The following is a 26,354-nucleotide window of genomic DNA, read 5'->3' on the forward strand; positions in this document are numbered from 1 at the left end:
TTCGGTTAATAGCGAGTGTTTATGTGCCATGTCAGTATTTATTAAGTCTTTTTACCAAAAATTTTTCCCAGCCCGTCAGTTGCTTATTCGTCAAAATGGCGAAGTTAAGCATGTTGTTTTGGCGCCTTGGTTTCAGCTTTTTACAGTACTGCTTATTTTAGGCACTATTACTTGGGTCGGTATTTCAAGTTTTCGTGTTTATAGCCAAACAAATAAAATTACCGACATAGAACAAAGCCAAATTGACAAACAGCAAGTGTGGCAAAAGCAGGTCCAAGAACAAAAAGCACTGCACGCTAAGCAATTAGAACAACTTGCAGTACTAGAGCAAAAGCAAGCACTTTTGCAAGGTATGATTGAATCCCTTCCCGCATCTATTAGTAAAGAGACAATAAAACTAGAAGAACAACTTGAGTCGCCTGTTAATCAAGACAAAGGCGAGTTTCATGAACCACTTGTAGATGAAGAGCCGAAAAACAAACACGCTAGCCTTCTAACGCCAATCACTTTTGCCGCACGTTACGAGCGCTTAAATAAATACTACGAGCATAATTTTGCGCTTATTGATGCGCAAATTAATAAACGCCATGATGCAATTTTAGCGATGTTAAAAGGCGCAGGCTTAGAATCAGCCCTTGAACAACATTTAGCACTGAGCGCACAAACCAGTGCGCAAGGTGGCCCGTTAGATGTATTTGACGAAACTAAAATACCAGGGCAGTTTTTAGCCATTGTTGATAAGCTATTATTACTTAACAACCTTGAAAACTTTTTAACAGAGCTGCCTAACTCACTGCCCTTGCCTGCGGCTAAATACTATATTTCGAGCAACTTTGGGTTACGTAAAGATCCGATGAACAACCGCCGCGCTTTTCACAAAGGTGTTGATTTAGCCGGCTGGCATAAAACCGAAATTTTTGCCCCTGCTGATGCACGTGTGTTGCGCGCTGGTAAAAATGGCGGCTATGGTAACTTTATCGAGCTAGAGCACAAAAATGGCTTGGTCACCCGTTTTGGCCACTTAAATAAAATTAAAGTGAAAAAAGGCCAAACAATTGCTAAAAATGAGGTAATTGGATTAATGGGCAGTACTGGCAGAAGTACCAGCACCCACTTACACTATGAAGTGTTACTCGATGGCAAACATGTCAATCCTCTAAAAATAACAAAGGCGCTTTCTCGTGTTCGGTAAAAAAAAGCAACCAAGTAGTCAAACTACGTTAAAAAGAGTAAATCATACCCCCTCTATTATTTCTGAAGATGTGCGCTTAACTGGCACACTTACAAGCCAGGGCGAAGTGCAGCTAGATGGCCGAATTGATGGCGATATAAAGGCAGAGCACTTGGTAATTGGATCTACCGGCATTGTTGAAGGTGTGGTTGAAGCTAAAAGTGTCATTGTAAAAGGCAAAATTATTGGCTCACTAAACGCAAGTGAAGTGAATATTCAAAGCAGCGCTCACGTACATGGCGATGTTTTTCACGACACACTAAGTATTGATGCGGGAGCCATTATTGAAGGCAGCTTAAAACAGCGCTTTGAAAAAGAAGAACCGGAACTTATTAGCGAAGATTTAAAGCCGGCTAAAGAAGTAAAAACTTTGCTTGATGATGCTGATAGCGACTTGTCGTTTGTTAATAAGCAAGCCGCTGATAAAGCCAAATCTAATTAAGCGCTCATTACTTTTTCTCGGTTATGTACATCGTAATATCTGCAGTGAACACCAGTTCATTGCGGGTATTGTAAAGCTTAACTGGCACTACTAAATCTTCTTTATCTACCCATTGGCGAGGCAACTCGATTTCTGCAATAGCAGTTACATCGGTATCAACCTTTGCTAAATAGTGTACCGTCATTCCTTTTGGGATCCAGCGATGCGTTTTATAAGGCACGGTGGCATCTACCATTACACCAGCACACAGCTCAGCTAAGTTACATTGTGCAATAGCATGAATAGTCCCAATATGGTTATGCACACTACGGCGGTTTTTTACGACAGCGCTACAGTGCCCTTCTCTTAAATCGAGTACGTAAGGTTTCATTGAGCCAAAATACGGGGCTTTTATGCATACCGCTTTGCTAAACAACCAATTGCCAAAAGGTAAGCGTTTAAATTTAAGCCAGGTTTTTAAAAGGGCTGATTTATTACTCATTGTTATTTCCCATTTTGTGTTTATAAATTCAAATTAACACATCAGACCAGTTAAAAAAAGCGCAATTCACTGTGCTGTTAATCCTAATGTCATGAAATATTTATCACAATAAAGCGTGGCTCACTCATAAGCCCTTTCTTTTTTATATGCGGGCACCTAAAATAGCCAGCAAAAGGAGACCTAATGCAAACACAGCCCGCTAAACCTAACTTAATTTTATTACTCATCTTAGCGTTACTCGTAATATTTTGCCCTATGGCAATTGATATTTATCTTCCCGCTTTTCCAACTATTGCCACGCAATTTAACGTAACCGAACAACAGGTTCAGCAAACAGTGGCTATTTTTATGCTTACTGTGGGTTTAGGGCAATTAATTGCAGGGCCGCTTGCTGATAAGTTTGGCCGAAAGCCGGTAGCGGTTGTAGGTGTTAGCTTGTATGCAGGCTCTGCCTTGCTTGCCTACATGGCGCCCTCTTTTGCTGTATTAATGTTTGCACGCGCTCTGCAAGGGTTAGGTGCATGTGCTACGTTTGTGGTTGCTTTTGCCATTGTACGTGATAAATACGGCAGCGAACGCAGCGGGCAAATGATTACCTATTTAAATGGAATTGTGTGTTTTATTCCTGCGCTTGCGCCTATTTTAGGTGCTTGGCTTACCGTGCAATTTGGCTGGCGCATGAACTTTATGTTTTTAACCTTGTTTGCATTAGCGGGCCTGGTCATTACGCTCACCTTATTTAGAGAAACCCGCCCTGCTGATAGTCACTACCAAGGGCATATATTGGACTTACGCCGGTTTGTGCCAATATTAAAAACACCGATATTTTTATTTAATAGCTTACTGTGTATGGTCGCCATGTCGGCGATTCTTGTGTATGTCACCTTGGCTCCTGGGTGGATCATTACACACTTAGGGGGCACCGTTGCCGACTTTACTTTTTGGTTTACGCTCAATGCCGTATTAAGTATTGTAGCCAGCTTTATTACCCCCATTTATATTAAACGTAATAGCCAAAAAGCCCTGCGCGTTGGGGTTACAGTATTGGTGGCCTCTGGCATATTAATGATTGCGCTTAGCCATATAGAATCGGCCATTGCGCTTATGCTACCTATTTTAATTGCAGCACTTGGTTTTGCCCTGAGCTTAGGCTCTGCGGCTGGTATGGCGTTATCGCGCTTTCCAAAACAAGCCGGTACAGCCTCTGCCTTAATTGGTGCTATGCAAATGAGTGGCGCTAGTGTGCTTGTGTTTTTAACGCAATATTTAGGCCTTAGCACACCTTGGCTAATTGCTTTTCATTTATTGTTACTGGCACCACTTTGGCTAATTTTAATGAGTAAAAAAGCCCATACATTGCATCCGGTTAATACATGATCAACCCTGATTTTTTAGCATCCTTTTTACTAGCGAGCTTTTTAATGGCGGTGGCCCCTGGGCCATCAAACGCATTTTTAATGGCGCAAACATTTGCCAATGGCAGAGCGGCAGGTATGCAAAGCGCATTTGGCTTTGCTTTAGGTGGAGTAATACACACATTTTTTGCTGTTATTGGATTAAGCGCAGTGTTAAAAGCCTCGCCCACCGCTTATAGCGCAGTACAGTACTTAGGCGCGGCGTATTTGTGCTATTTAGGGTTTGTGATGATTAAAAGCACTTTTTCGCAGCAAAATACCGTGGATTGCGCTAGTGATGATAAGCCCCATGTAAGCACCAGTAAAAAGCCAAATGTCATGTTTCAAGCCATGATGACCGAGGTATTAAACCCTAAAGTAGCGTTATTTTTTATTGCTTTTATACCGCAGTTTGTAGACCCAAGCTTATCATCGGCAACGTTTCAATTAGCATTGTTTGGGCTGCTCTACCCCATTTTTGCTTTCCCAATTGACTGTACATATATTTATTTTGGCGACAAAATAGCGCAATTTTTCAAAAAATACCCACATAGCCAGCTTTGGATAGACCGAGTGACCGGCATGGTATTTATTGCACTGGCCATTAATTTATTATACTAATTACACTAAATTGGTATTACTTAACCAAAGCCTTAGTTACTCAACAAAATAAGATGCAGCATGGAACAAAGAAAACAATCGCTACCCGCTAATAAAAATATTGCCTTAGTTGCGCATGATGGTAAAAAAGCCGCGCTGAAATTATGGTGCGAAAAACACAAAGAAGCCTTAAGCAGACACACCTTATACGGTACTGGCACCACAGGCCATTTAATCGAAAAAACCACCGGGCTAGAGGTTATTCAGCTATTAAGTGGTCCTATGGGGGGCGATCAACAGCTAGGAGCTAAAATTGCCGAGCACGAAATTCATGTATTGGTGTTTTTTTGGGATCCGTTGGCATCGCAACCACACGACCCTGATGTTAAAGCACTACTGCGTTTAGCTGCTGTTTGGAATATTCCCGTGGCCTGTAATGAAGTCAGCGCCGACATGTTATTAAGCTCGCCCTTAATGGACACTGAGCTTGAACGTACTTTGCCAGATTACGAAAAATACCTCGCAACCCGACAAATCAGTCTTTAAACCTTTTAAGCTACTTATAAAGCATGCTGGCCCATTTTGTTAGGCCAGCCGTTACACTACCAAAGTGATCGCCATTCAGCATTTTAATATCACCTAAATGCTCACTTAACGCGGCTTTAATAAGTGGTGACTGCGCACTCCCCCCTGTTAAATAAATAACGTCTGGGGTGGTTCCTGCATCGGTAATTGCTTGTTTTGCTAACGTTACTATTTGGCTAATACTACTTTCTACTGCAACCGCTAAATCGCTAACCGATAGGTTTTTACTAAGGTCATTATCTAAAAAGCGAAGATCGCAATCAAAAGCATCTGCCGATGAAAGCGCTATTTTAGCCGCCTCACCTTGCTGTACTAACTGATGGCCCTGTTTATTTTGCTGTAAATGAATTAAGCGTTTGAAAAGCGCAGGTGCACTGACATCGCGTAATTGGGCAGTGAGTTCTCGATAGTGGCTTTCACTATAAAACTGACTTTGTAAATTTACATCATTAATTTTACAGGCTTGCCAAAAAGGTTGGTTTGGTAAAGGTAGGCCCGATTTAAAGGTACTGCCTAAACCAAGCAATGGCATTAAACCATGAAAACTAAGCGCTATATCTAAGTCATTCCCGCCAATTCGCTTACCGCTGTGGGCTAAAAAGTCATTATCGCGCTCACTGTTACCTCTAAAGCTTGGCCCCATTTGTACAAACGAGCAATCGCTGGTACCACCGCCAATATCAATAACCAGCACTTTTTGGTCTTCCACTAAACTACTTTCGTAATCAATCCCTGCTGCAAGCGGTTCGTATAAAAACTCCACATCTTTAAAGCCCGCACGCTTAGCTGCGCGCTCTAAAATACCTACGGCTTGCTGATTTGACTGCTCACCGCCAACAGCCTGAAAGTTAACTGGACGACCAATAACCGTTTGCGTAAGTGGGGTTTTAAGTGAAAGCTCCGCGCGTTGCTTTATTTTTAAAATCATTGCGGTAGCAATATCTTCAAAAAAATTAATTTGCCCTTGCTTTAAGCCTGTGGCACCAAAAAACGATTTAGGTGATTTTACAAAGTAGCCTTCTTCAGGAAACTCCACATATTCACTAATGGCTTCACGGCCAATAAAAAGCGTTTCATCTGTAGGTTCTAAATCAAGATCTGACTTAATACGCGGGAGTGTATTTAATAAAGCTTGGCGCTGCGTTAAAAAGTCATGCTCGTGGGCAGTGCCATTTACATGCTTTGCCACAAAGTCGACAACTAATGCGCTATGGTGTGTATAAAGAGTAGAAGGTAAATAATGTTTTCCTTGCTCAAGTGGCACTAACTGTACTTCCTCTTGCTCCATAACACCCATGGCACAATTAGAACTACCGTAATCAAAACCTACAAACATACTTCACCATACATTAGAAAAAGGCCGCGCAATTTAGCATACTTTGCCAAAATTATAAACGCTAATGACCCTCCCTCACCCTTAAAAAGCTCGCAAAACGTGGTAAGCCATGCTGTGTTAACCCGTGGTACCGATACGTTACCGTGCTACCTATAGCCGGAGGTGTTTGGCGCTGTTTGTTACTAAAGCCCGTGCCTATTTTAAATATTTTCCCATGAGGTGTTTTTACTTTTAATGCACCTAACATACCGGTGTATTTTCCTTTACCCGGTAAATGTGCAATAACAACCGCTTCAGCATCAAGGTAGGGCTTTAACTTTAATAATGTATTACTGCGCCCGCTTTTATGTTTAGCATTGGCTAAATGCAGCATCACCCCTTCAGCCCCTTGCTTAGTTAAATCTTTAAAGTACGCTGTTAATTGGGCTGTGCTAGTAAAGCGGTGTTGCTTAACTGCAGTTATATGCTGCTTATTGATTTGTTTTACCAAGGCTTGGTAGTTTTTATAACGCGCACTAAAAGGAAGGGTTGAGTCTGGCATATCAAATATTTGATAGCGTATAGCGTGCCAATCTGAATTACTGGGGCGTTTAGTTCTTACAATCCCACTGACCAAAGAAAATTGAGTGCGCGCTATCCACAACTCCCCATCTAACCAAACATTTGGTAATGGCGCCGTAAACCAACTCGGGGCGTTAATCGCATTTCCTTTACGGGTAATAAATTTATCGCCCGTCCATATTGCTCTTACACCATCAAATTTTTCACTGACGAGGTATTCACTAATATTGCCATGTTTAGATTCATCATATACTTTTGCCAATAACACCTGAGGCTGCGCCGCAAAGGCAAACTGTGAGCCAATTAAGCTGACAATGAAAAGTAAGTACTTTAGCTGAGCCATTACTGCATCCCTGCAAATAAAATAAGGCTTTAACTATAGTTGAGATTCGACCCACTGCCAAAACTCACCTAGGTCAGCCATTTTGTACGTCGCCTTACTAAAGTCATGGTCAACTGTGTGATGATTTGCAATCGCAACGACTCTAACCTGTGCATTAGTTGCAGCACAAACGCCCGTAAAGGTGTCTTCTACAGCAATTGCATGCTCTGGGGCTACATGTATGTGCTCAAGCGCTAAAAGGTAAGGATCGCCTGCTGGCTTTGGATTTGTTACATCGTCTTTTGTCACTACAGTATCAAATAACTCATAAAAACCTAGCCCTTTTAAAATAGGCATGGCTTCGCTGCGAGCACTACCGGTTACTAACGCCATTTTTAGCCCACTGTTTTTAACAGCGTGTAAGGTTTGCTCAGTAAAAGGCATAACAGGCGGTAAATTAGTTTTTACGTATTCACCAAATAATCGATATTTTTCATCTGCTAAAAACTGTGCACTGACGGCTAAATTATGCTCATTTTTAATATCAATTGCTGCTTCTAGCGTTGGCCGCCCTGAAAAGCGCTGACAAAACTCCACTTCGTTATAACTTACATTGTAGGGTGCAAGCAGCTGGCTCCAGCACTCAAAGTGCATGCTTTCAGAGTCAACTAGCGTGCCATCCATATCAAACAATACTGCGTTTAAGCTCATCCTCATTCCTTAAATTTTGACGTTAAAAAAGGCGCCTAGGCGCCTTTATAATAATTATGCTGTTAAGCCAGCAGGTGGCTCAGCAAATGCTTCTTCACCGGTTTCAACATCAACCAATTCGTAGCCTCGGGCTTTGCGCACAACCTTAAGTACTGGTTTTTCTAGCGCCGTTTTTAAACGATCGGCATCAGCTGCTAACTCATCTAGCGTTGTACCAAAAGGTGCTGCGCCTGTTTCTGACCAATTAGTTACTTTGCCATTTAAGTTATATTCTACTTCGTGTATTTGATATTGCGCTGCTTCATCTTTCGTTGCTTCACAAAAAATTACACGGTAGTTCCAAAATCCAGCCATTTTTCTATCTCATCAAAGTTAATTAACGCTACTTTACCAGCTTTATAAAAACATAAAAGCCTGCACAAGGCAGGCTTTTAAAAATTAATAAAATTTAAGGTTATCTTTAGAAGAAGTTAACTTTAAATTCTGCACCAATGTAGCGCTCTTCATTAACAATACCCGTATTGTTATTGAAGTCTACCGCACCAATTGCTTGTTGCTCATCAAATAAGTTACGAACAAATGCAGATACTTGGTACTCGTAGTCACCTTCAGCCCACTCGTAGCCTGCACGTAAACCTACTTCTGTTAATGCTTTACCTTCAAATTCTACTGAATCGTATAGGAACATGTTAATTTCGCTACGGTAAGAAATATCACCTAATGCGAAGAAATTACCATCTTCAAGTTCTTTCGTATAACGAAGGGTAAAGTTAGAGATCCACTCTGGCGCATGCGGTAAGCTGTTGCCATCTAGTACGGCTAAACCTGCATCGTTAATAGGGTCATTCACGATACATTGAGCACATACCGCTACAGCTAACTCATCATCTTTAATTTCAGTCTTGTTGTAGCTTAAGTTAAATGTTGCATTAAACTCATCGCTTAATACCCATTCTGTATCTAGCTCAAAACCGTAGCCTGTTGTTTTATCAGCGTTAACTAGGCGGTTAAAGTTAGCACCACCACCTACAGCAGTAAGCTGTTGGTCGTCCATTGTGTAGTAAAATACCGTTGCATTTACACGGCCTTGGCCATCAAGAACGTCTGATTTAATACCGGTTTCGAATGAAGTAACGGTTTCTGACTCAGCCGTTGTTACGTCATCACCAAATAAAATACGACCTTGTAAGCTAGGTGCGCGGAACGTGTTTGCTACACGGCTGTACCAGTTTACATCGTCATTAACTTTGTAGTTTGCAGATAAATCCCAGCTTACATGGCTGTCACTTACACTACGCTCTACGTATAAAGCACCACCGCCAATTGGGCTAATTGTACGGTCTGCAACAAAATCTTTTTCGTCATCAGAGTAACGAAGACCCGCTGTTACTTTTAACTTATCTGAGAAGATGTAATCTACAGAGCCGAAAATAGCCCATGCTGTTGTGTCTTGTTGTTGCTGAACATAACCGTTTAAAGCGCCAGCAGGTGAAGAAAACGTATCGTAACTAAAGTTTTCGATTGTAAGCTCTTCATCAAAGTAAAAAAGACCAACTTGGTAGTTTAAGTCACCGCTGAAGTTACTAGCAAGGCGAAGCTCTTGCGTTAACTGATCTTGCTCTGGAATACCATCCGCACTTTCTGAAGAAAACGGAATAAAACCTGGACCCATGTAATCAGGGATATAAGAAGCACCGTAACCGCCGTCAATATCTGCACGTGAGTATATTTCTGCACTTTCCCAACCTGAAATAGAGGTTAGCGTGTATTCATCGCTAATATCCCACTCAAGCTTTAAGCTTGCGCCTTCAGATTCAACTTGCTGGGTATTGCGTACAGCGGCATCTTGATAAACAACATCATGCTCGTAGTTGTCTACTAAATCGTTTGAGCCTGATTCAATAACGTTTGCACGAAACGCAATTGGTGAGCCGTCTAAGTCACGCGTGTGGTAGTTTAGAAGAGCAGTAAAGTCATCGCCTTCGTATAAAAACTGAATACGCGCTGCTTTTTCTGTGTAGCCGCCCTGCTCGTCTTTCGCTTCAAAGCCAGGCGCTTGGTTGTCGATGTAATCATCTTTATCTTGCCATAGCAAAGAAACACGTGCAGATAAACGGTCAGTTAATGCACCACCTACAGCGCCTTCTGTATCTACAGCGCCACGGCTACCGTAAGAAACAGCACCGTAACCTTCAAATTCTTGGCTTGGTTTAACAGTATCAAATTTAACTAGGCCAGCCGGCGTATTACGGCCAAACAAAGTACCTTGTGGACCACGTAGTACTTCTACACGCTCAACATCAAATACTGGAAAGCCTTTTAAAATGGCATTTTCTTGAACCACTTCATCAACAACTAATGAAACAGGTTGTGAAGCATTAAGATCGAAATCGGTATTACCCAAACCACGAACATAAAAACGAGGGAAAGAACGTCCAAACGATGATTCGATTGAAAGACTTGGGATTTTCGCACTCATAAAGCGAATATCCATACCAGCAGAACTATAAGCATCAAGGTTATCACCTTGTAATGCAGATACAGCAACAGGCACTTCTTGTGCATTTTCTACACGTTTACGAGCAGTAACTTGAATAACTTCTAATTGGTTATTTTTTTTTGCAGTTTCTTCTTCAGCAGCAAGAGTAGAAACAGAGGTACCAGCTGCAGATAATAAAGCAGCATTAATTATGGTCGCTATTGCAGTTTTTTTGATTGCTTTCATGTCGGGTATAAACCTTTTGTATGCACTCTTGTTCAACGGTTTTTTGTGTTGCGCAATGTATTCATTGCGGGCTCGTACAATTTTTCGCGTCTAGCTTTATGGCGCGCGGACCTCATCACCGAGAGTACAAAAACGGAGTGATGAGGCTGAACGAACGATGAAGATTATACCATCGTATTACAAATTTACTGCATAAATATGTACAAAAAAGTAAACTTTTTTGCAACATTTAACCTCATTTTATAGCTTTTTTACCCGCTTTTAGATGCAAAAGACTAACAATGCGGACATATGTCCTTTCTTTCAAAACCCACTTTAAAGTAGCAGACTGCGTATTTTTACAAATAAACCCAAACTAGAAACGCCCAGTTAAAACCCGTTAATGCTTGCTAAATTTTTAAGGCTAAATTCATTGAGTACGCTTTAACGCAATTTCTCCATCAATGTGAATATCGCGCTGTGGAAACGCAATCACCACATCGTGTTTTTCAAAAACAGCATAGATACTAAAACGGATATCACTACGTACTTTTCTGAGCATGGTTTCTGACTCTGCACAAACCCAAAAAATTGCATTAAACACCAGTGAGCTATCAGCAAAGTCGTCAAATAAAACAGAGGCTTTTGGATTTGTTAGTATCGCATCATGATCATCAAGCACTTGTTGAATTAACGTTTTAACTAACAATACATCGCTGCCATAAGCAACACCTACGCTAACCGAGGAGCGGGCATTACCGTCTATTAAGGTCCAGTTAGTCACTGTGTTTTCTAATAGTTGCGAATTAGGGATTAACATATGCACACCATCGTTACGGCGAATGCGGGTAGAGCGCGTATTAATAGTTTCTACTACGCCCTTTGCATTACCTACTTCTAAAAAGTCCCCAATACGAATTGGCCGCTCCCACATTAAAATCCAGCCACTAATAAAGTTATTAATAATGTTTTGCGCACCAAATCCAACCCCAATGGCTATGGCCCCTGATACAAATGCAAAGGCCGTAAGCGGAATACTTAAAACCTCTAACGAGGTGAAAATTAATATTGCGATACTCAAAATAAAATAAATGCGCGTAAATAGGTGCACCGCGTCTTGGCTGATTTTTTTTGCCAACAGTGTTTTTTTAATAAGTTTGCCAATGCGCGTTACTACAAACCACATAGCAAATAAAATTAAAGGAACTTGTATAACCTTAGCCACGGTGATGTGTACGTCGTTATAGGTAAAAATAACCAAGCTGAGATAATGTTGAATGTGTTCGAGCGTCATGTATTTTCCAAAGTATTATTTATTGTTTGTTATTTGTTCAGTAAAAATAAGTGTGGTTCAGTCTTCGCTAAGCTTAGCACGGCATAATAGTGTTAAAACGCTAAGTTAATAGGTTTAACGTTTTTGTTTAAACAATTTATTAACTCTTTATTGCACCGAGTGCTATATAAATAGTGTACAAGCACTGGAGATTACATATGTCACAACTTACTCTAAATCAAAGACTCGCTACTTTGCAGCCGCAGGTAGATTTAAATTTGTTTGAAAGCAGCCTAGATTACCGCAATAAAATTTTGTGCCTTCTTGCTGAGCAAGAACAAACACTTGCTACTATTAATAAAGAATTTGGCCAGCAATCTAATAGCTTTGGTTCTGAAAAACGCTTTGTTCTTGGCTATAACTAGCCTTTAAAAAACACACACAATACGATATTTAAGTAGCCTTACGTTTATTTTTAAGGCTACTTTTACCTCCAAATCGCATTTTTAGTAGCTAATTTGCGTTTAAATCCCGCTTAATACCGATAAACTTTATTGTATAAACGCCAAAATTTGATAAGTTAACTGGGTTTTCGACTCGAAAAGCCTATTTCGGCTCATCTTTTTATGGAGTTATTATGCGTAAAACACTGATCGCCACTACTATTGCTAGTGCCCTAATCCTATCTGCTTGTTCATCTAACGAAACTCAGAACACAGCTAAAGAGAGCGCAGCACAAGTGCAAGATATGAACGCAAACAATGTATTATTCAAACCAAGCCCATTACAATACATGGCACCAGAGTTTGATAAGTTTGGTACAAAAGACTACGAAGCAGGCTTTGATGCAGGTATTGCTCAGCACACTGCGCAAGTTCAAGCTATTGCAAACAACCCAGAACCAGCAACATTTGAAAACACACTTGTTGAGATGGAAAAATCTGGTGAGTTGTTAAACCGCGTATCTGCTGCTTTTTACAACCTATCGGGTTTAATTTCAGATGACGAATACCAACGTATAAGCAAAAAAATGGCGCCGGTATTATCTGCTCACTCTGATGACATTTACCTAAATGGTGCGTTATTTAAGCGTGTACAAACTATTTACGACAATAAAGATGCGCTTAACGCTGAAGATCAACGCTTAGTTGATTTCTACTACAAGCAATTTGTAAAAGCCGGTGCTAAGTTAAGCGATGCTGAAAAAGCAAAAATGCGTGAAATAAACGCTCAGCTTGCAGAGCTATCTACTGCGTTCTCTCAAAACATTTTAAAATCGTTTAAAGAAGACGTTATTGTTGTTACAGACAAATCTAAACTTGCTGGCCTATCTGAAGGTGAAATTGCAGGCCTTGCAGCCGCAGCTAAAAAAGCAGGCAAAGACGGCTACATGATCACCTTGGTTAATACCACTCAGCAACCTATCTTATCAAGCCTTGAAAACCGTGAACTACGCGAGCAAATTTTTAAAGCCTCTACAAACCGTGCTGCTAAAACTAACGGCCCTATCATTATTGAAGAAACTAACCTGCGTGCACAAAAAGCAGAGCTGTTAGGCTTTAAAGATTGGGCATCGTATGTAATGACTTCGCGTATGGCACAAACAACCGACAACGTGTACGGCATTTTAGATGACCTTGCACCAAAAGCTGTTGAAAAAGCCAAAGCAGAAGCGGCCGCTATCCAAAAAGTAATTAACGATTCTGGCGAAAGCTTTGAGCTTAAGCCATGGGATTGGGCGTTTTACGCAGAAAAAGTACGTGCTGAAAAGTACGACCTAGATCCTGCGCTAGTTAAGCCTTACTTTGAAATGAACTCTGTGATCCATGATGGTTTATTCTTCGCAATGAACAAGCTTTACGGTATCACCTTTAAAGAGCGTAAAGACTTGCCTGTTTACCACGAAGATGTAACAGCGTACGAAGTATTTAACGCAGATGGCAGCGCTATTGGTTTATTTTACATGGACCCATACGCACGTGAAGGTAAGCGTGGCGGTGCATGGATGAGTGCATACGTAAGCCAAAGCGGCTTAAAAGGCACTAAACCGGTTATTTACAACGCACAAAACATTCCAAAACCAGCTGAAGGTGAGCCAACGCTAATGACCTTCGACGAAGTATCGACTATGTTCCATGAATTTGGTCATGCTGCGCACGGTTTATTCTCGAATGTTAAATACCCAAGCCTAGCGGGTACTGCTACTGCACGTGACTTTGTTGAATTTCCTTCACAGGCACACGAAGACTGGATGATTGAACCTACGGTACTTGCTAACTACGCTAAGCATTACAAAACGGGTGAGCCAATTCCACAAGCATTACTTGATAAAGTACTAGCATCGCAAAAATTCAACCAAGGCTTTGGTACTACTGAATACTTAGCAGCTGCTTTACTTGATATGGAATGGCACTCATTTGGTTCTGATAAAAAAATCAGTGATGTTCAAAAGTTTGAAAGCGATGCCCTAAAAGCACACGGTATTGATTACTACCCAGTGCCACCGCGTTATAAATCAAACTACTTTAGCCATACTTTTGCCGGTGGTTACTCAGCAGGTTACTACGCCTACCTATGGACTGAAGTATTTGCAGCCGATGCGTTTGCACATATGGAAAATAACGGTGGCCTAACCCGTGAAAACGGTGACAAGTTCCGTGAAGAAATCCTATCAAAAGGTAACAGCCGCGACTTAATGCAAAGCTACATTGAGTTTAGAGGACAAAAACCAACGACAGACGCACTTCTTAAGCGCCGTGGTTTAGTTGATTAATAACCTCGTTTATTAATTTTAACCTTATAAAAGCCCGCTTGCGGGCTTTTATTGTTTATAACAGATAAACTAGCCACACTATAAATTATAAAAAACGACAATTATGGGCTATTTATTTGCAGTTACCCTACTTTGGGCTTTTTCATTTAGTTTAATTGGTGTGTACCTAGCAGGCCAAGTTGATGCGTGGTTTAGCGTATTAATACGAGTTGCATTAGCCACATTGGTTTTTTTACCCTTTTTAAAACCTAAACTTACCTCAAAACCACTCGCACTTAAGCTAATGCTGATAGGCGCTGTGCAACTAGGTGTTATGTACAGCTTTTACTATCACTCCTTTTTATTTTTAAGCGTACCCGAAGTGTTGCTCTTTACCGTTATGACGCCGCTTTATATAACGCTTTTAAACGATGCACTTAATAAGCATTTTAACCCTCGCTTTTTTGCGGTTGCGCTTATTGCCGTAATGGGCGCGGTAGCTATTCGCTGGGAAAGCCTCAATAGTCATTTTATCATCGGTTTATTACTGGTTCAGGGTGCCAATATTAGTTTTGCCACCGGACAAGTAACTTATAAACGTTTAATGGCCACTAATCAGCTGGATGACAAAACCGTATTTGGTTGGTTTTTTATTGGTGCCTTAGTGGTGGCAATTGCTTGCTACGCTTTATTTGGCAATACAAGCAAGTTACCGAGTACAACTACCCAGTGGGGTATTTTAATATATTTAGGTATTGTAGCCTCGGGCCTTGGTTACTTTTTATGGAACAAAGGGGCAACAAAAGTAAATGTGGGAGCATTAGCCGTTATGAACAACGTGCTTATTCCTGCCGGTATTATTGTTAACGTGCTTATATGGAATAAAAATGCCGACATTATGCGCTTAAGTATGGGGGGTGCAATTATGTTAGCAGCACTGGTAATTAATCAAATAGGGACAAATAAACATAACGTCACATCCTTGTAGCTAATTTGTCATTGAATGCGATTAGGGTTGAATAAAATAACGTTAAGGAACAAACATGAAACATCTCACCCTAATAACAAGCTCAGTAATACTTGCACTACTGAGCGGCTGCGACGACGATGTCGAAATTGTAGAAAAAGACGTAGTCGTTACCAATACCACCGTTGAGGTTGTTGAAGTACCGACGCCTGTAATTGTTGAAGTTGCAAAAGGCGAGGCGCCTGATATTCAATTAGGTACTCGTGCCGACTACCTTATTAACGATATGGCTCAGAGCGATTTAAAAACAAAATTAGAATCGTGTACAGATGGGCCATTTTACCGTACAGATTTTTCTATTGGTCATCGGGGTGCGCCAATGCAATACCCTGAGCATACAAAGGAGTCTTATATAGCTGCAGCGCGTATGGGCGCAGGTATTGTCGAGTGCGATGTAACCTTTACCAGCGACAAAGAGCTCGTGTGTCGCCACTCTCAGTGCGATTTGCACACCACCACCAGTATATTAGCCATTGATGAACTTGCTGCTAAATGCAGTGTGCCTTTTACTCCAGCTAACGCGGCCAGTGGCACGCCTGCCACCGCTAAATGCTGCACAAGCGATATCAGCCTGAGCGAATTTTTAACGCTTGAAGGTAAAATGGATGGCGCCAACACCCAAGCCACTACTGTTGGTGAATATATGCAGGGCACGCCCAGCTGGCGCACCGATTTATACGCCACAAGTGGAACATTAGTAACTCATAAACAAAGTATTGAGTTATTTAAAAGCTTGGGTGTAAAAATGACCCCAGAGCTAAAATCTCCGCAAGTGAGCATGCCTTTTGAGGGAATGACACAACAGCAATACGCGCAAAAAATGCTTGATGAGTACACGCAATTGGACGTACCAAGCAGTGATGTGTACCCGCAATCGTTTAATCTCGATGATGTGAAATATTGGATAAATAACAACCCCGACTTTGCAAATCAAAGCGTATATTTAGATGGCCGTGACAGCGAAGCGGGCTTTGATCCAAGTAACCCTGAAACGTGGCAACCAAGTATGGAAGAGTTAGTAGCCGATGGCGTTAAAATATTAGCGCCCCCTATTTGGATGATGCTCACCATAGACAACGAAAGTAATATTGCCCCCTCACAATACGCCATTGACGCAAAAGCTGCAGGGCTTGAACTGATAGCATGGAGCCTTGAGCGCTCGGGGCCTCTTAACGAGGGCGGTGGCTACTACTATCAATCAATCGCCGATGTTATCGATAACGATGGCGACATGATGACGGTGGTTGATGTACTCGCGCAGGATGTCGGGGTTATGGGTATATTTTCGGATTGGCCTGCGACCGTAAGCTACTACGCAAGTTGTAATAAAATGCCTGCAAGCATTTAAAAAACCAGTATCAGTGGTCGTTTATTTTTTTGCGCTCAGTTACCATAACCTTATTAATTATTTAACTGAGCGCTTTTATGATAATCCAACACCATAATACCGACCTAGCCACCCCTACAGGCTTAATGCGTACTACCGTTTACCGCCCACAAGCAGCTGGCCAATATCCAAGTATTATTTTTTACTCGGAGATTTTTCAGCAAACCGCGCCTATTGCGCGCAGCGCTGCTATTTTAGCAAGCCACGGCTTTGTTGTATTAGTGCCTGAGGTATTTCATGAGCTAAACCCGATTGGTACTGTACTTGCGTACGATGACGCGGGTAAAGATAAAGGCAATGCCGATAAATGGCAAAAGCCACTTGAGCACCACGACAGCGACACACAAGCACTCATCGACTTTGTACAAAATCAAGATTACTGCACTGGCACAGTGGGCGCCATGGGTGTGTGCATTGGTGGGCATTTAGCTTACAGAGCCGCATTAAACCCACACATAAAAGCTGCACTTTGTTTATACGCCACCGATATTCATAGTGATACCTTAACTGCTAATGCAGGTAACAATTCGTTTGAACGCATGGCTGATATTCAAGGTGAAATACACTTTATTTGGGGTAAGCAAGACCCACATGTACCGCAACAAGGCCGAAGTAAAATTTACCAGCAATGTGTAGCCACGGGTATTAATTACCACTGGCAAGAAGTAAACGCACAGCATGCGTTTATGCGTGATGAGGGCGAGCGTTACGATGCCGCGCTTGCAATTACTATGTACCAGCAAGCGGTTGCATTATTTAATCGTACTTTGTAATTAAGTGCGGTTTTACGTGCTTTTTAGCATGCCCAGTGCAGTATGCTGTTTAACAAAATATGCTTTTAAATAATCAATAAACAACCTGAGCTTTTTGGAGCCTGCCGCCCCAGGTGGAAACACGCCATAAAGCTCAATATCTTTTGTTTTATAATCATCGAGTATTATTTCTAACAGCCCTGCTTGCACTTTAGGCCACGCATCATACAACGGAATGCGCCCAAGCCCGTGCCCGGCCTCTACAAACGCGGTACGCGCAGCGGCATTATTGGTGCTTATGCCGCCTTGTAGTATTACATCGTATTTTTTGCCCTCTTTGCTAAGGGTTAATGTTTTACTGCTAAGTTGGTACACCACCCATTTATGCAAGGCTAATTCAGCTGGCGTTTTAGGTTTGCCAAAGTGTTCAAAATACTCAGCTGAGCCACAAATACAGGTACTCATGGTGGTTAGTTTGGTGGCTTGTAAGTTTGAGTCACTTAAAGCGACCCCACGAATAGCAATATCAAAGCCGTTTTTTATTATATCAACCACATCATCGGTTAGTTGCAGGTCTATTTCAATTTTGGGGTATTGGCGTTTAAACGTATTAATTGCAGGCACAATTAGTTGCATGCCTACATTAACGGGGCAGCTAATTTTTAATACTCCTTGTGGCTCACTTTTAATGTTTTCTATTTGCTGATTAGCTGCGTTTGCTTGTTCTGTGATCACTCTACAGCGCTCATAATACGCAATGCCAGCCTCAGTTAGCGCCATAGTGCGGGTTGAGCGATTTAGCAGCGTAACTTCTAATTGCGTTTCTAATTTTTTAAGGTGATAACTTACCACCGCACGCGTTAACCCCAACTGCTTTGCAGCCGCGGTTAAACTGCCCTGCTCGACAATTTGCGCAAATACCACCATGCTTTTAAGTTGCTCAAACGACACTTTCATCACAAACCCACCAATGATTATTCAACCCAATAATTGTATCAATAATTAAACCAATAAAGTTAAATTTATCATCGTTGTTTAAATCCTTTTAAGTGCATATAGTTATTACAGCACCTTGGTTAACACCAAGCTTTAATTTACTCACTAATCGAAGGAATATTGTTATGGCTAAAAAAATACTTATGGTACTTACCTCACATTCAGAGCTTGGCAACACAGGCGAAAAAACAGGTTTTTGGGTAGAAGAATTTGCAGCACCTTACTACGCATTTGTTGATGCTGGTGCAGAGGTAACACTTGCATCCCCTGCGGGTGGCCAACCGCCGATTGACCCAACTAGCACGCTTTCTGACTTTGAAACCGATGCAACAAAGCGCTATGACAACGACAGCGCAGCACAAACACTTATGGCAAACACCAAAAAGTTAAGTGAAGTAAACGCCAGCGACTTTGACGCGGTATTTTACCCAGGCGGCCACGGCCCACTATGGGATTTAGTAGATAACAGCGATTCAATCTCACTTATTGAAAAGTTTGTAAAAGAGCAAAAGCCAGTAGCGGCTGTTTGCCACGCAAGTGCAGCCTTTTTAAATGTTAAAGATGCAGACGGCAATGCCTTAGTTGCAGGTAAAAAAGTAACAGGCTTTACTAACTCAGAAGAAGCTGCCGTGCAATTAACAGACGTAGTGCCATTTTTAGTTGAAGATGAACTCATTAAAAAAGGCGGCGATTATCAAAAAACCGACGACTGGGGCGTATTAGCGCTCGAAGATGGTTTAGTGATTACAGGCCAAAATCCAGCAAGTTCAGAGCTTGCTGCAAAAAAACTATTAACTAAATTAGGTTAAAATACCCCCTGTGCGCGGCGCATACCGCCGCGCTTATTAAATCGCTTTTAATAGCGAAAACATACTCCTATACTGGTACAAAACAATCCTACTAAAGCGTTTATATGCCAACTACCCCATCATCATCTTCACTGATAACCAGTACGCGATTTGCAATATTTAGCGTAGTTTTTATATGCCTAATACTACAAGTGATCAATAGTTTACCTGGCATTACGCTTAATGGTTTAGGTATTTACCCTCGCAGCGTTCAAGGGTTAATCGGTATTTTATGCGCCCCATTTTTACATGGCAGCTGGTGGCACTTTGCTAGCAACATGTTGCCTTTTGCTGTACTAAGCTGGCTAATTTGCCAATACAGTGTAAAACGCTTTTATACCGTGTTTATATTTACTGCGTTAATTGGCGGGCTATTAGTGTGGGCCTTTGGTCGAAGTAGTTTTCATGTTGGATTAAGCGGCGTTATTTATGGTTTATGGGGATTTATACTGTGCTATGGCGTGGTTAGGCGCTCGTTTAAGTCTATTGTTATTGCCCTAGTAGTGGCAGTGCTTTACAGCGGATTTATTTGGGGCGTGCTACCACAACGCTTTCATGTCTCGTTCGAAAGTCACCTTTTTGGTGCGTTAAGTGGGTTCTTTTTAGGGTATAAACTTGCCAAAGCAGATAAATTAAAAGCACGATAATTTTTTCATTGCCTTTAATTAATTTTTTACGCCCCCAGCTTGTTATCTATGAGTATATAAATTAATTACATTTTTAAATTGAGGTTATTTATGAGTAATGAACACGAATACACGCCGCCTAAAGTTTGGACGTGGGACAGCGAAAGTGGTGGTAAATTTGCTAATATTAACCGCCCTATTGCCGGCGCCACTCATGACAAAACCTTAGACATTGGCAAGCATGCGTTTCAACTTTATTCATTAGCCACGCCTAATGGCCAAAAAGCGACCATTATGTTTGAAGAGTTATTAGAGCTTGGCCTAACCGATGCCGACTACGATGCCTATTTAATTAACATTGGCGAAGGCGACCAATTTGGCTCAGACTTTGTTGATATTAATCCAAACTCTAAAATTCCTGCGCTAATGGATCACTCTACCACGCCACCAACACGCATTTTTGAGTCGGGTTCAATTTTACAATACTTGGCAGAAAAATTTGATGTGCTAATCCCAAAAGATTTTAAAGCCAAGACCGAGTGCCGTAATTGGCTATTTTGGCAAATGGGTTCAGCGCCTTATTTAGGTGGCGGATTTGGTCATTTTTATAGCTACGCACCAACAAAAATGCAATACCCAATAGACCGTTTTACTATGGAAACTAAACGCCAGCTCGATGTATTAAATCGCCACTTAAGTGAAAACGAATACATGGCGGGTAGTGAATACTCTATTGCCGACATTGCCATTTGGCCTTGGTATGGCTCGTTGGTGCTTGGAAAATTATACGACGCCGCTGAGTTTTTAGATGTTGCCTCTTACACTCATGTTATGCGCTGGGCAGAGCAAATAGCAAAGCGCCCCGCTGTTAAACGTGGTCAACGTGTTAATCGCACCTGGGGCCCTGAAGAAGAGCAACTTAGCGAACGACATAACGCCAGCGACTTTTAATCTAACAGCCCATAACAAGACATTGTGTTATGGGCATTTTTTTATTTAAAATCTGCATTTTCCCTGTCATTAAACTATATTTATTATTGTGTTTTTATAAAATGTAACCTGCTTTACCCGCATTACTTTTCATAAGGCTTTAATGAGTGCAATATAAAAATTTAAATAGTGATGAACGCAGAGAAGCCGTAAAACTTTTATATTCTAATGCTTTATCTGGCATTGGTGTTTCGGCGTTAGTTAGCTTTGTACTTGTATTTGCATTTGACCTAACGGATGAGAGAACAAATCAAGAAAAAATAATTTGGCTTTTTTTTATGCTGGTTGTTTTAGCAGCAAGGCTAATGGATGTTATTTACTTTAACTACACCAAAGAAGTTAACCAGCCTTTTAATGCAAATAGCTTTTTAAAACGCTTTTCGGTGGGGTGTATAGCGACCGCGATTTCGTGGTCATGTTACGCACTGTGGTTTCATAAAAGCTCATCCACCGTTGAAATTACCACCACAATAGCTATTTTGTCGGCATTTGCTGGTGGCTCAGCCAATTTGCTCTCGGGTAGTCGCTTTACCTCGGTGTGTTACAGCATTATTTTATTAATGCCTTACTCTATAGTACTAACCTTATCTGATGACTATTACCACTATGTATTAGGCTTTTTGGGCATTACTTTTTCGGCAATTATGGTCGCCTCTTCTTATAAGTCGGCCACATTTACCCAAACGGCCATAAAATTACGAAATCAAAACCGCGAATTACTTAACGAAATGGAAAGCAAAGTAGAAACACGCACAGAAGAAATTTACCGTTTATCAAATACTGACCCACTAACAAGTTTATTAAACCGCACCGCTTTTTTAAAAGTGGCAAATAAACAACTGGCAGATCATCCCGAGGAAAAACTCGCTTTACTGTTTGTAGACCTAGATGGCTTTAAGCAAATTAATGACTCTATGGGTCATAAAGTTGGCGACCAAGTACTTAAAGAAATAGCCGAGCGACTCACTAACGTTTGCACCCGCCACTTATACAAATGCCGCTGGGGCGGAGATGAATTTTTAATTTTAACAACCTATGAGGATGAACAAGACTTATTTGATTTTGCCAAAAAGGTTATTAAAAGCATTCGTGCCGAGCATGAACGATATAAATACCAAAGCTGGGTATCTGCCACTATTGGCATAGCGTTATTTCCTGAGCATGAGGGCGATTTAAGCGCGTTAATTCGTTCAGCAGATTTAGCCATGTACCATCAAAAACGTATTGCCAAAGGCTGCGTAAATATTTACGACAACGACTTAAAGCGCCAACAAGAGCGCGAACAATTACTCAGTAAGCGCTTGGCAAGTGCAATAAAAGACAACGGCTTGCGGTTAGTGTTTCAGCCTATTGTGGATAGCCAAACAGCGAAGGTGACCTCGTTTGAGTCACTTTTACGCTGGCAGTTAAATGACGAAGCGATATTTCCTGATGAATTTATTGCCATTGCCGAGCAATACAACCTCATAACCGAACTTGGCTTATGGGTGATTGAACAAGCGTGTGTGCAAGCTTGCACGTTTAAAAACGTACAACCCCCTATTGCTGTGAGCGTTAATGTATCTGTAATACAACTTCAAGACCCTGATTTTGTCACTAAGGTTGTAAATATCGTTGATCAATACGGTGTAAAGCCAGAAAACCTACACCTTGAAATCACTGAATCTGTGTTTGCTGAAGATAAGCTCACCTTTTTAGCAGCAGTAAAAGAGCTTCAAAAACAAGGATTTTGTATTTCTATTGACGACTTTGGTACTGGGTATTCATCCTTGTCGAGCATGCTAGATATTGGTGTAGACATAGTAAAAATAGATAAAAGTTTCATTCAAAATATGGATAAGCGAGGCTTAAGTATAATTCATGCGATTGTGCAAATGGCCTCAACACTTGATTTTATAGTAGTCGCTGAAGGTGTAGAAACCCTAGAGCAAGCCAACATGCTAAAAGAAATTGGCGTGTCTCACCTACAAGGTTATTACTTTTCTAAACCTATGGAACAACACTTTGTAGATTCGTACCTCAAAGAGCAAAACAAATTGTGTAGCTAGCAGTATGAAAAAACTCACTAAAGAGCAAGTCTATAAACGCCTTAACAACGATGAAGACGCACGCGCCTGTAAAGACATAAACGAAGATGGCTGCAAAGAGGTGGCCGGTAATTTTATTCTTTTATTAACAAGCCAGCTTTTTAGTAAATTTGCCGATGCCCTCCTCAACCCTAAAGTCACTCTGCCTTGGTTAATGCAAAGCTTAAACGTGCCAAGCGCGTTTATAGCGTGGCTGGTGCCTATAAGAGAATCTGGCTCTTTATTACCACAATTAGCGATAGCCAATATTATCCGTAAACTCTCTGTAAGAAAGTGGGTATGGGTTTGCGGTGCATTTGCCCAAGCTTTATGTATTGGCGCTATGGTTGGTGTTTCATTTGTGCTAGAAGGCGCTCAGGCTGGCTATGCAATTTTAGCTCTGCTGGTGCTCTTTAGCCTCGCCCGCGGGTTTAACTCTATTGCCGCTAAAGATGTATTAGGTAAAGTTATTCCTAAAAAAAAGCGGGGCAATATTAGTGGCCTGGCGGCAAGTATTGCCGGCTTTGCAACACTCACTTTTGGTTTAATGATGTGGTTTTTTTCGGGGCAAAAAGAGCAAAATACGGTATTAATTGCGCTGTGTTTAGGCGCTGTTTTGTGGGTTGTTGCTGCACTTTTTTATAGCCGCATAAACGAATACAAAGGCGCGACACAAGGCGGTAGAAATGGCTTTTTAAATGCGCTAAGTAAATTAAAGCTGCTTTATCAAGATAAACAATTTGCACATTTTGTAATTACCCGCGCCTTTTTACTTTGCTCAGCCCTAAGCGCGCCTTTTTATATTATTTTAGCAAGCTCTCAGCAGTTTGAATTTTCATTATTGGCAGTATTTTTAGCCGTGTCTGGCTTAGCAAGTTTAATTTCTGGGCCAATATGGGGAAGACTCAGCGATTTTTCTAGCCAAAAGGTGCTTGTGATCAGTGCGTTGCTTGTCACCATAAACGGCGTGAGCGTGTTTGTAATAGCCACATGGTATAGCCAGCTGTTTGAATATGCTTGGGTAATACCTGGTTTTTATTTTTTGCTTTGCATTGCTCATCAAGGCGTACGGCTCGGGCGTAAAACCTATTTAGTAGATATGGCACAAGGCAATAAACGCACTGATTACGTGTCGGTTAGTAATACTGTAATTGGCATTTTGCTTTTAATGTTAGGCAGTATAGGGCTTTTAGAAGCATTTTTATCAACCGCACAGCTTATTTTGTTGTATAGCCTGCTCGGTTTGTTAGGGGCTATTAGCGCGATTTTTTTGCCTCAAGCGGAGTAATACCAATGCGCAATAATACGTGACCAATCAAGCGAATTGGTATAATAAAAAAGCCCAACAAAATAATTGCCGGGCTTTGGACTTAAGACCTAAGGATAAACAGTCAGCTTTACCTCAAGTTATAACACCTAAGCAGTTACATTTAGCAGTGAATCACCTTCACTTAAGCCAAATTTTTCTTGTACCGATGAAAGAATTGATTCTTTATCTTCATCAGATAGCTGGCTTGAATACTCAGTTAATAACTCATCTAAGTAGCTAACCACTTCGTCAGTATCAACAGATTCTAGCGAGTTTTGCGGCGGCGGTGGCGGGCGCTGTCCTTCAGGGCGTCCTGCATCGCCAATACTTTTAGCGTCAAAATCAAGTTCGCTCATTAAATCAGCCAACTCTTTTGTAGGCGAGATCCCCTGCTCTTCAAATGCGGCTTGAATACTTTGCGCATCTTCCGTGCTGAGGTTTTGTGCATCAAATTCTGCAAGTGTTTCTTTAACAAACTCAGTTTGCTCTGAAGTTAAAGCGCTTACTTGGCTAGATTGTTGAGTCATAAAACTCGCTGAGCTACCAATACTGTTGATCATCTTTTTCTCCCTTAACGTGCGCGGCGTGGTGGCTTGTGTTCACTTAATTCTTGTTCGCTAATTTCGCCATTCCCATCGGCATCTATTTCGTCAAAAATAGTTTGCGCATCGCCTTGCGGTGGCGCACTTTCGCTAAATTCTGCAAGGCTAACCACACCGTCACCATCTGCATCTATGCTTGAAAAGTCAGGTTTAGGTGGTGGGTTATCACCGCCTCTGGCTGCAACATTGGCTGAAAAAGCCATTGATAATAATGCAGCAACGGCAAAAGTAGAAAAATGCTTCATCGTGGTCACCTTGGGTTAAATATTAATAAAGGGTATGAATATAAAGTACGCTTAAAAAACGCAAACATTGTGCAAACAATAAGGAAATAAAAATAAATCCGATTTTTATCATGTTATTTTTACCTTATTCGGTATTTCGGTTATTGTGATAACTAATTACTTAAAACCACTTTCAACACCTGTTTTGAGAGCTAACATACTAAGGACTTATTAACATACATGTTTAATCTTCCAATTTTTCTAGTTGTATCGCAGTGAAAATACCTAAACGCCTCCAGCCACTCGTTGATGATGGCCTAATTGATGAAGTGATAAGTCGCTTAATGAGCGGTAAAGAAGCGGATGTATTTGTGGTGCGCAGCGGTGGCGAAATTCGCTGTGCTAAAGTCTACAAAGATGCCGTTAAACGCAGCTTTAAAAAGGCAGCTCAGTATCAAGAAGGCCGAAAAGTAAGAGGCGGACGCCAAGCCCGCGCCATGGGTAAACGCTCTAGTTATGGGCGACAACTAGAAGAGGAAATTTGGCAAAATGCAGAAGTAGACGCGCTTTCACGTTTATCACGCGCTGGCGTCAGAGTTCCTGATACTTATTACTGTATTGATGGCGTGTTGTTAATGGAGCTTGTGTGCGATGAAGACGGAGATGTTGCTCCACAGTTAGGGCATGTGACCCTTACACAGCAAGACGCTATTGAGCAGTACAGTATGATGGTTCATTATATTAAATTAATGCTGTGCGCTGGTATTATCCACGGTGACTTATCAGAATTTAACGTACTTGTTGATAGTAAAGGGCCTGTAATTATTGACCTTCCGCAAGCTGTAAACGCCGCAGCCAATAACAGTGCGCAAGCAATGTTTACGCGCGATGTAAACAATATACGCCGTTATTATGCGCAGTTTGCACCTAGCCTATTAAACACTCATTACGCTAAAGAAATGTGGGCACTGTTTGAAGAGGCCAGCTTAACGCCAAACACTGTGCTAAGCGGAGAACTTGAAGACAGTAACGAATCTGCAGACGTAGATGCGGTACTCGATGAAATACAAGCGGCCGAATACGAAGAGTTCGACCGTTTAGAGCGTATTAAAAACGCTGACGATGAGTAAAACTG

Annotated in this window: 26 protein-coding genes; 16 read left to right on the top strand and 10 right to left on the bottom strand. The window is 41.4% G+C overall.

The window, feature by feature from the left end:
- Positions 1-28 precede the first annotated feature (28 nt).
- Both CWB60_RS15415 and CWB60_RS15420 read left to right on the top strand, forming a co-directional pair.
- Positions 29-1,192, top strand: coding sequence for a M23 family metallopeptidase (locus CWB60_RS15415; protein WP_121637157.1), 1,164 nt, complete (start codon positions 29-31; stop codon positions 1,190-1,192).
- Positions 1,182-1,673 (top strand): bactofilin family protein, encoded by a 492-nt coding sequence (locus tag CWB60_RS15420; protein WP_004587381.1) that lies wholly within the window; start codon positions 1,182-1,184, stop codon positions 1,671-1,673. Before CWB60_RS15415 ends, CWB60_RS15420 begins: the two co-directional genes overlap by 11 nt.
- Before the next feature lie 7 nt (positions 1,674-1,680).
- Here the strand turns inward: CWB60_RS15420 and CWB60_RS15425 are convergent, their stop codons facing one another.
- Positions 1,681-2,154, bottom strand: a complete 474-nt coding sequence (locus CWB60_RS15425; protein WP_138577516.1) for a hotdog fold domain-containing protein — start codon at positions 2,152-2,154, stop codon at positions 1,681-1,683.
- 183 nt (positions 2,155-2,337) lie between these two features.
- Here CWB60_RS15425 and CWB60_RS15430 point away from each other — a divergent pair, with 183 nt between their 5' ends.
- From CWB60_RS15430 to CWB60_RS15440, 3 genes are read left to right on the top strand one after another with little or no spacing between them, the layout of a single operon-like run.
- Entirely contained in the window at positions 2,338-3,531 is a 1,194-nt protein-coding gene (locus CWB60_RS15430) for a multidrug effflux MFS transporter (protein ID WP_055252998.1), read from the top strand.
- Positions 3,528-4,169 (top strand): LysE family translocator, encoded by a 642-nt coding sequence (locus CWB60_RS15435; protein WP_138577518.1) that lies wholly within the window; start codon positions 3,528-3,530, stop codon positions 4,167-4,169. Before CWB60_RS15430 ends, CWB60_RS15435 begins: the two co-directional genes overlap by 4 nt.
- Before the next feature lie 60 nt (positions 4,170-4,229).
- Entirely contained in the window at positions 4,230-4,694 is a 465-nt protein-coding gene (locus tag CWB60_RS15440; protein ID WP_138577520.1) for a methylglyoxal synthase, read from the top strand.
- Positions 4,695-4,704: 10 nt separating this feature from the next.
- Here the strand turns inward: CWB60_RS15440 and yegD are convergent, their stop codons facing one another.
- The 6 genes from yegD to CWB60_RS15470 all read right to left on the bottom strand — a co-directional run bounded on the left by yegD (position 4,705) and on the right by CWB60_RS15470 (position 11,661).
- Positions 4,705-6,069, bottom strand: a complete 1,365-nt coding sequence (gene yegD / locus CWB60_RS15445; protein WP_138577522.1) for a molecular chaperone — start codon at positions 6,067-6,069, stop codon at positions 4,705-4,707.
- A gap of 61 nt (positions 6,070-6,130) precedes the next feature.
- Entirely contained in the window at positions 6,131-6,973 is an 843-nt protein-coding gene (locus CWB60_RS15450) for a DNA ligase (protein WP_138577524.1), read from the bottom strand.
- 33 nt (positions 6,974-7,006) lie between these two features.
- Positions 7,007-7,663 carry an HAD family hydrolase gene (locus tag CWB60_RS15455; protein ID WP_024034235.1) on the bottom strand — a complete coding sequence of 219 codons (657 nt, stop codon included), beginning with the start codon at positions 7,661-7,663 and terminating at the stop codon, positions 7,007-7,009.
- A gap of 54 nt (positions 7,664-7,717) precedes the next feature.
- Positions 7,718-8,017, bottom strand: a complete 300-nt coding sequence (locus CWB60_RS15460) for a hypothetical protein (RefSeq protein WP_004587389.1) — start codon at positions 8,015-8,017, stop codon at positions 7,718-7,720.
- Positions 8,018-8,123: 106 nt separating this feature from the next.
- On the bottom strand, positions 8,124-10,388 hold the full coding sequence (locus tag CWB60_RS15465) for a TonB-dependent receptor (protein WP_024034236.1): 2,265 nt from the start codon (positions 10,386-10,388) through the stop codon (positions 8,124-8,126).
- 409 nt (positions 10,389-10,797) lie between these two features.
- A complete protein-coding gene (locus CWB60_RS15470) occupies positions 10,798-11,661 on the bottom strand; it encodes a mechanosensitive ion channel family protein (protein WP_024034237.1) in 864 nt (287 codons plus the stop codon).
- Between the two features lie 197 nt (positions 11,662-11,858).
- Between CWB60_RS15470 and CWB60_RS15475 the strand changes: the two genes are divergently transcribed.
- From CWB60_RS15475 to CWB60_RS15495, 5 genes are all read left to right on the top strand, one after another.
- Positions 11,859-12,065 (top strand): hypothetical protein, encoded by a 207-nt coding sequence (locus CWB60_RS15475; RefSeq protein WP_004587392.1) that lies wholly within the window; start codon positions 11,859-11,861, stop codon positions 12,063-12,065.
- A 212-nt stretch (positions 12,066-12,277) separates the two neighbouring features.
- Entirely contained in the window at positions 12,278-14,413 is a 2,136-nt protein-coding gene (locus tag CWB60_RS15480; protein WP_096042068.1) for a M3 family metallopeptidase, read from the top strand.
- A gap of 103 nt (positions 14,414-14,516) precedes the next feature.
- Positions 14,517-15,380 (top strand): carboxylate/amino acid/amine transporter, encoded by an 864-nt coding sequence (locus CWB60_RS15485; RefSeq protein ID WP_138577526.1) that lies wholly within the window; start codon positions 14,517-14,519, stop codon positions 15,378-15,380.
- A 55-nt stretch (positions 15,381-15,435) separates the two neighbouring features.
- Positions 15,436-16,767 (top strand): glycerophosphodiester phosphodiesterase family protein, encoded by a 1,332-nt coding sequence (locus tag CWB60_RS15490; RefSeq protein WP_138577528.1) that lies wholly within the window; start codon positions 15,436-15,438, stop codon positions 16,765-16,767.
- 77 nt (positions 16,768-16,844) lie between these two features.
- On the top strand, positions 16,845-17,579 hold the full coding sequence (locus tag CWB60_RS15495; protein WP_138577530.1) for a dienelactone hydrolase family protein: 735 nt from the start codon (positions 16,845-16,847) through the stop codon (positions 17,577-17,579).
- A 12-nt stretch (positions 17,580-17,591) separates the two neighbouring features.
- Here the strand turns inward: CWB60_RS15495 and CWB60_RS15500 are convergent, their stop codons facing one another.
- Positions 17,592-18,515 carry a LysR family transcriptional regulator gene (locus CWB60_RS15500; protein ID WP_024034243.1) on the bottom strand — a complete coding sequence of 308 codons (924 nt, stop codon included), beginning with the start codon at positions 18,513-18,515 and terminating at the stop codon, positions 17,592-17,594.
- 164 nt (positions 18,516-18,679) lie between these two features.
- Here CWB60_RS15500 and CWB60_RS15505 point away from each other — a divergent pair, with 164 nt between their 5' ends.
- The 5 genes from CWB60_RS15505 (at position 18,680) to CWB60_RS15525 (ending at position 24,372) form a co-directional block, all read left to right on the top strand.
- On the top strand, positions 18,680-19,363 hold the full coding sequence (locus tag CWB60_RS15505) for a type 1 glutamine amidotransferase domain-containing protein (RefSeq protein WP_024034244.1): 684 nt from the start codon (positions 18,680-18,682) through the stop codon (positions 19,361-19,363).
- A 104-nt stretch (positions 19,364-19,467) separates the two neighbouring features.
- On the top strand, positions 19,468-20,049 hold the full coding sequence (locus tag CWB60_RS15510; protein WP_024034245.1) for a rhomboid family intramembrane serine protease: 582 nt from the start codon (positions 19,468-19,470) through the stop codon (positions 20,047-20,049).
- A 90-nt stretch (positions 20,050-20,139) separates the two neighbouring features.
- Entirely contained in the window at positions 20,140-20,979 is an 840-nt protein-coding gene (gene yghU, locus CWB60_RS15515; protein ID WP_004587400.1) for a glutathione-dependent disulfide-bond oxidoreductase, read from the top strand.
- 146 nt (positions 20,980-21,125) lie between these two features.
- Complete coding sequence (locus CWB60_RS15520) at positions 21,126-23,066, top strand: putative bifunctional diguanylate cyclase/phosphodiesterase (protein ID WP_138577532.1); 1,941 nt, start codon at positions 21,126-21,128, stop codon at positions 23,064-23,066.
- A 4-nt stretch (positions 23,067-23,070) separates the two neighbouring features.
- A complete protein-coding gene (locus CWB60_RS15525; protein ID WP_138577534.1) occupies positions 23,071-24,372 on the top strand; it encodes an MFS transporter in 1,302 nt (433 codons plus the stop codon).
- A 128-nt stretch (positions 24,373-24,500) separates the two neighbouring features.
- Here CWB60_RS15525 and CWB60_RS15530 read toward each other — a convergent pair whose 3' ends face one another.
- Complete coding sequence (locus CWB60_RS15530; RefSeq protein WP_004587402.1) at positions 24,501-24,953, bottom strand: hypothetical protein; 453 nt, start codon at positions 24,951-24,953, stop codon at positions 24,501-24,503.
- 11 nt (positions 24,954-24,964) lie between these two features.
- On the bottom strand, positions 24,965-25,240 hold the full coding sequence (locus CWB60_RS15535) for an EF-hand domain-containing protein (RefSeq protein ID WP_138577536.1): 276 nt from the start codon (positions 25,238-25,240) through the stop codon (positions 24,965-24,967).
- 254 nt (positions 25,241-25,494) lie between these two features.
- Here CWB60_RS15535 and CWB60_RS15540 point away from each other — a divergent pair, with 254 nt between their 5' ends.
- The gene (locus CWB60_RS15540) at positions 25,495-26,349 is read left to right on the top strand and encodes a PA4780 family RIO1-like protein kinase (RefSeq protein ID WP_138577538.1); all 855 of its coding nucleotides are present in this window, start codon (positions 25,495-25,497) and stop codon (positions 26,347-26,349) included.
- Positions 26,350-26,354 lie beyond the last annotated feature (5 nt).

The sequence above is a fragment of the Pseudoalteromonas sp. S327 genome (assembly GCF_005886415.1).
GTDB lineage: Bacteria > Pseudomonadota > Gammaproteobacteria > Enterobacterales > Alteromonadaceae > Pseudoalteromonas > Pseudoalteromonas atlantica.

Bases quoted from the DNA above. Each gene is read 5' to 3' on its own strand.
- CWB60_RS15415 (WP_121637157.1), top strand. From the start codon at position 29: ATGTCAGTATTTATTAAGTCTTTTTACCAAAAATTTTTCCCAGCCCGT.
- CWB60_RS15425 (WP_138577516.1), bottom strand. From the start codon at position 2,154: ATGAGTAATAAATCAGCCCTTTTAAAAACCTGGCTTAAATTTAAACGC.
- CWB60_RS15430 (WP_055252998.1), top strand. From the start codon at position 2,338: ATGCAAACACAGCCCGCTAAACCTAACTTAATTTTATTACTCATCTTA.
- CWB60_RS15435 (WP_138577518.1), top strand. From the start codon at position 3,528: ATGATCAACCCTGATTTTTTAGCATCCTTTTTACTAGCGAGCTTTTTA.
- CWB60_RS15440 (WP_138577520.1), top strand. From the start codon at position 4,230: ATGGAACAAAGAAAACAATCGCTACCCGCTAATAAAAATATTGCCTTA.
- yegD (WP_138577522.1), bottom strand. From the start codon at position 6,069: ATGTTTGTAGGTTTTGATTACGGTAGTTCTAATTGTGCCATGGGTGTT.
- CWB60_RS15450 (WP_138577524.1), bottom strand. From the start codon at position 6,973: ATGGCTCAGCTAAAGTACTTACTTTTCATTGTCAGCTTAATTGGCTCA.
- CWB60_RS15455 (WP_024034235.1), bottom strand. From the start codon at position 7,663: ATGAGCTTAAACGCAGTATTGTTTGATATGGATGGCACGCTAGTTGAC.
- CWB60_RS15460 (WP_004587389.1), bottom strand. From the start codon at position 8,017: ATGGCTGGATTTTGGAACTACCGTGTAATTTTTTGTGAAGCAACGAAA.
- CWB60_RS15465 (WP_024034236.1), bottom strand. From the start codon at position 10,388: ATGAAAGCAATCAAAAAAACTGCAATAGCGACCATAATTAATGCTGCT.
- CWB60_RS15470 (WP_024034237.1), bottom strand. From the start codon at position 11,661: ATGACGCTCGAACACATTCAACATTATCTCAGCTTGGTTATTTTTACC.
- CWB60_RS15475 (WP_004587392.1), top strand. From the start codon at position 11,859: ATGTCACAACTTACTCTAAATCAAAGACTCGCTACTTTGCAGCCGCAG.
- CWB60_RS15480 (WP_096042068.1), top strand. From the start codon at position 12,278: ATGCGTAAAACACTGATCGCCACTACTATTGCTAGTGCCCTAATCCTA.
- CWB60_RS15485 (WP_138577526.1), top strand. From the start codon at position 14,517: ATGGGCTATTTATTTGCAGTTACCCTACTTTGGGCTTTTTCATTTAGT.
- CWB60_RS15490 (WP_138577528.1), top strand. From the start codon at position 15,436: ATGAAACATCTCACCCTAATAACAAGCTCAGTAATACTTGCACTACTG.
- CWB60_RS15495 (WP_138577530.1), top strand. From the start codon at position 16,845: ATGATAATCCAACACCATAATACCGACCTAGCCACCCCTACAGGCTTA.
- CWB60_RS15500 (WP_024034243.1), bottom strand. From the start codon at position 18,515: ATGAAAGTGTCGTTTGAGCAACTTAAAAGCATGGTGGTATTTGCGCAA.
- CWB60_RS15505 (WP_024034244.1), top strand. From the start codon at position 18,680: ATGGCTAAAAAAATACTTATGGTACTTACCTCACATTCAGAGCTTGGC.
- CWB60_RS15510 (WP_024034245.1), top strand. From the start codon at position 19,468: ATGCCAACTACCCCATCATCATCTTCACTGATAACCAGTACGCGATTT.
- yghU (WP_004587400.1), top strand. From the start codon at position 20,140: ATGAGTAATGAACACGAATACACGCCGCCTAAAGTTTGGACGTGGGAC.
- CWB60_RS15525 (WP_138577534.1), top strand. From the start codon at position 23,071: ATGAAAAAACTCACTAAAGAGCAAGTCTATAAACGCCTTAACAACGAT.
- CWB60_RS15530 (WP_004587402.1), bottom strand. From the start codon at position 24,953: ATGATCAACAGTATTGGTAGCTCAGCGAGTTTTATGACTCAACAATCT.
- CWB60_RS15535 (WP_138577536.1), bottom strand. From the start codon at position 25,240: ATGAAGCATTTTTCTACTTTTGCCGTTGCTGCATTATTATCAATGGCT.